The 7,271-nt window shown below is 68.1% G+C and carries 6 protein-coding genes; 5 read left to right on the top strand and 1 reads right to left on the bottom strand.

What is annotated here, in order from left to right; genetic code table 11:
• The first annotated feature begins 5 nt into the window (after window positions 1-5).
• The 5 genes from E4631_RS27165 to E4631_RS25385 all read left to right on the top strand — a co-directional run bounded on the left by E4631_RS27165 (window position 6) and on the right by E4631_RS25385 (window position 2,851).
• Entirely contained in the window at window positions 6-152 is a 147-nt protein-coding gene (locus tag E4631_RS27165) for a recombinase family protein (RefSeq protein ID WP_368027890.1), read from the top strand.
• 206 nt (window positions 153-358) lie between these two features.
• The gene (locus E4631_RS26170; RefSeq protein WP_166648007.1) at window positions 359-499 is read left to right on the top strand and encodes a hypothetical protein; all 141 of its coding nucleotides are present in this window, start codon (window positions 359-361) and stop codon (window positions 497-499) included.
• A gap of 169 nt (window positions 500-668) precedes the next feature.
• Window positions 669-1,202 (top strand): Crp/Fnr family transcriptional regulator, encoded by a 534-nt coding sequence (locus E4631_RS25395; RefSeq protein ID WP_133656711.1) that lies wholly within the window; start codon window positions 669-671, stop codon window positions 1,200-1,202.
• A gap of 69 nt (window positions 1,203-1,271) precedes the next feature.
• Complete coding sequence (locus E4631_RS25390; protein WP_133656712.1) at window positions 1,272-1,613, top strand: hypothetical protein; 342 nt, start codon at window positions 1,272-1,274, stop codon at window positions 1,611-1,613.
• Between the two features lie 458 nt (window positions 1,614-2,071).
• Window positions 2,072-2,851, top strand: coding sequence for an alpha/beta fold hydrolase (locus tag E4631_RS25385; RefSeq protein ID WP_166648008.1), 780 nt, complete (start codon window positions 2,072-2,074; stop codon window positions 2,849-2,851).
• Between the two features lie 534 nt (window positions 2,852-3,385).
• Here E4631_RS25385 and E4631_RS25380 read toward each other — a convergent pair.
• Window positions 3,386-7,271: S-layer family protein (locus tag E4631_RS25380; protein ID WP_205704323.1), on the bottom strand; the 3,886-nt coding region annotated here is incomplete at its 5' end.

The raw sequence follows: 7,271 nt of genomic DNA, 5'->3' as shown, positions 1-7,271 counted from the left end.
TGATTTTGGCCCGGCGGGCGCAGGGACTGAGTTGTGAGCGCATTGCGGGGGAGTTAAACGCGCTCGGCTTTACCGCTAGGAGGGGAGGGGCCTTCTCCCAAAAACAGGTCCAGCGTCTACTTGACCGCCAGGCTTCTGCTGCGCTATCCTAATGTCACAGGCACTCGCTTATTCGTTTGATGACGAAGTCGCTTCCAAGTTTTGCTATGACATGGACCATCAGCGCCTAGAAATTCATTTTACCGGGTGTTGGGAGCTCGCTACCCAGCACTACCACGAGGGGCCCTGTCATCTACTGATTCACCAGTGGCGCGCGGCGCATTGTCAGGAGGAGGCCGTAAGCAAACGCTTCGTTCCCTTGGAACAGGGGATGGGTATCGTGAGCTTATTGCTCACCGCTACGTGGGTCGAAGAGCAGTTAGAACTAGTCGTCAATACGATTGACAACCGCTACTTGCTGCTCCGATTTGCCAATCCGGTCGTCGAAGTGGTACACTAGCCAAAGGAGCCCCACTTCATTATAGGGGCGCTTCTTCCAACTGGACGGATTTACACGCGAAGCCATCGGGGCCTTGGTTAAAAGGTCGGTCCAGAAGTTCGCGTTCGCTTTTCCGGCAAGGTGCTCGCTGCTTCCAGGAAAAGTAGCGGCGGCGGCACTAGCTTTGGCCATGCTTGGTCACGCCGAACTTCTGGCCCATATCGCGGCGGACTTTAGCCGGGAGGAGTTTCCGGCCAAGTGCTTGCTGGTCCAGCAAGGCCTGCGGGCCAAGAAGCTGTTCTATATCGAAACGGGGGGGTGCCGCGGCTGGTTCACGACCGACGAGGGCAAAGACGTCACCATCAATTTTGGCTTTGAAGGCAGCTTTGTGTCCTCGATGGAAACCTTACTGGCGGGGGAGCCCAGCTGGTACAACGTGGAAACGTTGGAGCCAACGGTGGTCTACAGCATCGGCCATCCGGAGTTTGAAGAACTGAAAACTCGTTCGAGCTACTGGCAGGCCGTTTACGTGGGGTACGTCGAACAACGGCTGCTCTACTACCAGCACCTGTTCATTGCCCGCATCAAAGACAGCCCGGCGAGTAGGTACCGCGCCTTGCTGGCGCAACAGCCCGAAATCATCCGGCGGGTGCCGCAGCACTACATCGCCTCCTTTCTCGGGATTACAGCCGTGTCGCTCAGCCGCATCCGCGGCCGAAAATAACTTCTTAACAATTGTTAACGCGGGCCCGGTTTGGCACGGCTTGTTTTGTCCCATCAAAACCTGCCCGTCATGAACCAGCCAACCGTCCTGATTACCGAAGCCGGCCCGTGGGCGCCCGGCCGGGAGCTACTGCCCCGCCAAGGCCCGCGGCCGGGCCTCCCCATCAGGTCTTCGGGCAGGAGGGCGCACCCGTCCGACAAGCCGCCCGATAAGCGCGAACCGCTGGAAAGGCAGGTCGAGGCGCAGCCGTTTTTTCGCGTCACCCGCCAGTACCTGGTTCCGCCGTCGTCCGTCGCTAAACTCCTCCTCTACCTAGGCGGCAAGCGGCGGCGGGAGCTACCTCCCCCGGCTGCCGAGGAAGTAGTCGTTAGCCGGGCGCGGGCGCCGACGCTCAAGCGCGGGCTAGCCTAGGGTAGCCACTCCCCTTTACTCATTTCCTGCCGCTCGCAACTGCCGGCAACCGGGCAGCCGGAGCGTGTCGTGGCCACCTCTTACCCTGCTGGGTAGTTCCAAAGCACTTTTCACGTATGCGCCCTGACTTTCAACTCGCACGCTCAACCCATGCGCTTAACCGGCCTGCTGCGGCCGGAGCCCCCCGGCGCCGGGTCGCGGCCAGCCTTCGTAGCAGCCCGTGGCTCCTACTCGCCCTATGCGCTTGCACGGGGGCCGCTCAGACCAAGCCGGTGGGCGAACACACGAGCAAAACCATCCCGCCTGTAGCGGCAACTGAGCAGAACATGACGAGCTATCCAGCAGCGACTACCCAGACGACCCCTGACCCTTGGCTGGCCCAGGGCCACCGCGAGCGCGTCCCGTCCGGGGACTCGGTGTTTGTGGTGGATACCGGCAGCCGCGACCTACCCCCCGTATTGCTCCTGCACGGCTTTCCCACCTGGTCGCTGGATTGGGAGGGGGTGGCCCAGCACCTGGCCGGCCACGCCCGCGTGATTGCCCCGGACTTTCTGGGCTTTGGCTATTCGGATAAACCCCGGCGCACCTACGCCATCGCCGCGCAGGCGGATATCGTCGAGGCTATCTTGGCCGCGCGCCACCTCTCCACCGTGGCCGTCGCCGCCAACGACTACGGGGTCACCGTGGTGCAGGAATTACTGCGCCGGCGCGCCGCTGGCTCCTCCCGAATCACGTTCTCCTCGCTGACGCTGCTCAACGCGGGGATCCTGTACGCCCAGTACCGCCCGACGCGGGTCCAGCGGCTGCTCTCGACCCCGATTATCGGCCCGTTGGTGGCCCGGCTGATTGGGCGCACTGCCATGCAGCGGAGCCTGGCCGAAGTAGCCGGCCGGCCCCGCTCGCCCGCGGCATTCGACCGGGTGTGGCCGGGCATCGCCCGGGAAGACGGCCCGCTGCTCTTACCCCGCCTGCTGCGCTTTAACACTGAGCGCGCGCAGTACCATGCGGTCTGGGAGCAGGCCCTGGCCGAGGCCAGCGAGACGATTCCCCTGGCGCTGGTCTGGGGCCTGCAAGACCCGGTTTCCGGACCGCTTATGCTACAGGCGGCGCACGTCCGCTATCCCCGCGCCGTGGTCACCGAGTTGCCGGCGGTCGGCCACTACCCCCCGGTCGAGGTGCCCGACGTCGTGGCCCAGGCGCTGCTGGCCAATGCCCGCCGCGGCTGGTCGCAGCCCTAACCGGGCCGCCGCTACGGCAAGCTGCCGACGAGTTCCTACCTGGGGGTTCTCGTTACAACGGGATACTGTTGGCGAATTGGTTTTTAAGCTGTTGCTGGAAGAATTAACCACTTGAAAGCTGCCTGACGAGTCTGGGCTAAAGGTATCTCTTTTAACCACGGAACAATTCGCCAACAGTATCCAACTAAGAATAACCCCTTATACGGTCGTATCCTGGACTGACAGACCGTCCAAAAAAAGCGGCCCAAAAAGTGACCCAAAAACCTGTATTTTCAGCTCGATAAGGCACTCGCCGGATCCGTCCAGCAAGGGAGCGTTTCTTGGATGGTCAGGACGGGAGGCTTCGGTAGTTACTTGTTCAGCAAAACGAGGGTTTAGTTTGAGTTAATAAGTGCTTTTCGCAGCCGCAAAACCACGCGTTAGGCACCTGTACATCACTGCAAACGACCACAAAACCTGCTGCCAATGAGAGCGGGTCTTGTGGTCGTCTAGATTTCTGAGCTAGGCCGCTCAGTAGCGAGCAACCGTCTGGCTTTACTCCACCGTCAGCCGGAGGGCCTTGCTGCCCGCCCGCACCACGTACACCCCCGTGGCCAGCCCGGCGGGCAGCACCAGCGCGGCCGTGCCCGTGGCATCGGCGATGACCGAAACCACGGGGCGGCCCAGCGCGTCCATCACCATTACCGCCGCGCCGGGCTGCGCGCCCGTGAGGGTGGCCGCGCCGCCGTGGGTTGGGTTGGGGAACAGGCTCAGGCCGGCCGACGCGCCCGTGAGCGCCACGGTGCGCACGGGCGAGTAGGCGGCCGTGCCGTCCACGTCCACTTGCCGCAGGCGGTAGTAGAGGGTGCCGGCCGGGGCGGCGGCATCGCGGTAGGCGTAGGTGCGGGCCGTGGCGCGGCTGCCGGCGGCGGCCACCCGACCTAGCTCGGCCCAGGCCAGCCCGTCGGGGCTACGCTCCACGCCGAAGAAGGCACTGTTAACTTCGCTGGCTGTCGTCCAGGCCAGGGCCACGGCGGCGGGGCCGGCGGCCTGGGCCGTGAAGCCGACCAGCTCGACCGGCAGCGGGTTGGCCGCGTCGCCCAGCGTCCAGAGCGAGAAGTTAGGGATGCCGCCCAGGCTGGCGGTGTAGGTGGTGGGCTGGCTGCCAGTGGCGGCGGTGGTGACGAAGGTGGCCGCCGCCTGCTGCCGCCAGGTGCTGCCCGCGTCGTCGCTCTTGAACAGGCGCAGGTTGGCGGCGGCGATGCCGTTGCGCTCGTCGTCGCGGGCGGTGAGCGTCAGGGCCACGTTCAGGCCGCTGGTGACGGTGGGCTGGATGTCGAAGACGCGCTTGACGCTCTGGCTGGTGCCCACCCCGGTGCGGGCCGTGCCGGTGGTGCGCTTGACGAGCGTGGAGCCGGGTAGGGTAGCGCCGCTGGGGGTCAGCGTGAGGCCCAGGCCGCCGAAGCTCTCGGTACTGCCGGCCGTGCCCACGTTGCGCGTGGCTTGCACCGTGCCCGTGGCGTAGCCGCTGGTGGTTTCGCTCAGCGTGGCGCTGGCTCCCAGCGTGAGGGCGTTGCTGCCGGTGGCCAGCGCCCCGCTGCTGAGCGTGGCCGCGCTGCTGGCCGTGACGGAGCCGGTGAGCGTGAGGCCGGCCGGGTTGCTGAGCGTGAGGGCGGCCACGGTGCCGGGCAGCCCCGTGCCCGTGACCTGGGCGGCGCTGCCGTTGTAGGTGTAGCGCGCGCCGGGGTCAAAGGTGCGGGTGCCCGTGACCTGCACCGCCCCCGTGCTGCTACTGGCGCTGATGCCCGCCGCGTCGCAGATGCCGAGCGTGCCGCCCGCCGCCAGCGTGAAGCTGCCGCCGCCCGTCAGGGGCTGGCAGGCCGTGGTCAGCCCGCCGCTCACCGTGCAGCCCGTGTTCACCACCACCGCCCCGCCGAGCACGGCGTAGCCGGTGCTGGTGACGGTGATGCTGCCGTAGGTGCCCGCCGCGATGGACACCGGGCTGGCCGCCGTGCCCGTGCTGATGGTCAGGTCAGGCACCACGGTGAACAGAATCCCGTTGCTGGTGCCGGCGGGCGTAGTGAGGGTCACGTTGCCGGTGGTCGCGCCCGTGGGCACGGTGGCCGTGGCCGTGGTGGCGCTGGTCACGCTGAAGGTGGTGGCGGCCGTGCCGTTGAAGCTCACGCCGGTGGCCCCGGTGAAGCTGGTGCCCGTGAGCGTGACGACCGTGCCGGCCGCCCCGCTCGTGGGCGAGAGGCTGCTCAGGGTGGGGGCCGCGTTCTGGTTGAGGCGCACGCTCACCGAGCTGCCGGTGTTGTTGGCCGCGAGCAGGTCGAGGTCGCCGTCGCCGTCCACGTCGCCCACCGCCACGCTGATGGGGCCGCTGCCCACGGCCGGGTCGGAGCCGCCGCCGAAGCTGCCGCTGCCGTCGTTGAGGCGCACGCTCACCGTGTTGCTGTCGAAGTTGGCCGCGAGCAGGTCGAGGTCGCCGTCGCCGTCCACGTCGCCCACCGCCACGCTGATGGGGCGGCTGCCCACGGCCGGGTTAGAGCCGCCGCCGAAGCTGCCGCTGCCGTTGTTGAGGCGCACGCTCACCGTGTTGCCGTTGTAGTTGGCCGTGAGCAGGTCGAGGTCGCCGTCGCCGTCCACGTCGCCCACCGCCACGCTGTAGGGGGCGCTGCCCACGGCCACGTTCTGGGTGCCGCCGAAGCTGCCGCTGCCGTCGTTGAGACGCACGCTCACCGAGTTGCCGTTGTAGTTGGCCGTGAGCAGGTCGAGGGCGCCGTCGCCGTCCACGTCGCCCACCGCCACGCTGATGGGGGCGCTGCCCACGGCCGCGTCGGAGCCGCCGCCGAAGCTGCCCGTGCCGGTGTTGAGGCGCACGCTCACCGTGTTGCCGCCGCCGCCGACGTTGGCGGCGAGCAGGTCGAGGTCACCGTCGCCATCCACGTCGCCCACCGCCACGCTGGTGGGGTTGTAGCCCACGGTCACGTCCTGGGTGCCGCTGAAGGTGCCGCTGCCGTCGTTGAGGCGCACGCTCACCGTGCCGCCAGTGTAGTTGGCCGCGAGCAGGTCGAGGTCGCCGTCGCCGTCCACGTCGCCCACCGCCACGCTGTAGGGGCTGCTACCCACGGTCACATTGGTAGTGCCGCTGAAGGTGCCACTGCCGTCGTTGAGGCGCACGCTCACCGTGTTGCCGTTGCTGTTGGCCGCGAGCAGGTCGAGGTCGCCGTCGCCGTCCACGTCGCCCACCGCCACGCTGTAGGGGGCGCTGCCCACGGCCGGGCCGAAGCCGCCGCCGAAGCTGCCCGTGCCGCCCGTGGCCGCCGCCGTGAACTGGTACACGTAGGGCACGGCCGCCGCCCCGCCCGTGCTCTTGACCGTGGCCGGCACGCTCACCAACACCGTCTCGCCCGGCCGGAACGCGGCCGAGGGGCTGCCCGGCGCTCCCGCCGTGGGCGTGAGCGTGACGCTGCTGCCGCTGGTGCTGGCCGTGGCCGTGCGCCGCCCCCGGTACTGCTGGCTGAACACCCGGATGGTGCCCGCCGTGCCAGGGTTGATGTTCTGCGAGAAGGGCACGGCCACCGGCGTGCCGCTGGGGGCCGACTCGGCGTTGGCCGCCGGGTTCAGGCTGCCGCGCACCACCGTCGGCGGCACGGTGAACAGAATCCCGTTGCTGGTGCCGGCGGGCGTAGTGAGGGTCACGTTGCCGGTGGTCGCGCCCGTGGGCACGGTGGCCGTGGCCGTGGTGGCGCTGGTCACGCTGAAGGTGGTGGCGGCCGTGCCGTTGAAGCTCACGCCGGTGGCCCCGGTGAAGCTGGTGCCCGTGAGCGTGACGACCGTGCCGGCCGCCCCGCTCGTGGGCGAGAGGCTGCTCAGGGTGGGGGCCGCGTTCTGGTTGAGGCGCACGCTCACCGAGCTGCCGGTGTTGTTGGCCGCGAGCAGGTCGAGGTCGCCGTCGCCGTCCACGTCGCCCACCGCCACGCTGTAGGGGTTGCTGCCCACGGCCGGGTTAGAGCCGCCGCCGAAGCTGCCGCTGCCGTCGTTGAGACGCACGCTCACCGAGTTGCCGTTGTAGTTGGCCGTGAGCAGGTCGAGGGCGCCGTCGCCGTCCACGTCGCCCACCGCCACGCTGATGGGGGCGCTGCCCACGGCCGCGTCGGAGCCGCCGCCGAAGCTGCCCGTGCCGGTGTTGAGGCGCACGCTCACCGTGTTGCCGCCGCCGCCGACGTTGGCGGCGAGCAGGTCGAGGTCACCGTCGCCATCCACGTCGCCCACCGCCACGCTGGTGGGGTTGTAGCCCACGGTCACGTCCTGGGTGCCGCCGAAGCTACCGCTGCCGTCGTTGAGGCGCACGCTCACCGAGCTGCCGGTGTTGTTGGCCGCGAGCAGGTCGAGGTCGCCGTCGCCGTCCACGTCGCCCACCGCCACGCTGATGGGG

Origin of the sequence: Hymenobacter sp. UV11, assembly GCF_004684095.1 — a bacterium.
In the GTDB taxonomy this organism is placed as follows: domain Bacteria; phylum Bacteroidota; class Bacteroidia; order Cytophagales; family Hymenobacteraceae; genus Hymenobacter.
The sequence above is the reverse complement of the archived record's forward strand: the minus strand, read 5'-3'. Positions and strand labels throughout refer to the sequence as shown.

Excerpts from the sequence above, each read along its gene's own strand:
- E4631_RS25390 (WP_133656712.1), top strand. The coding sequence starts at position 1,272 with ATGAACCAGCCAACCGTCCTGATTACCGAAGCCGGCCCGTGGGCGCCC.
- E4631_RS25395 (WP_133656711.1), top strand. The coding sequence starts at position 669 with ATGCTTGGTCACGCCGAACTTCTGGCCCATATCGCGGCGGACTTTAGC.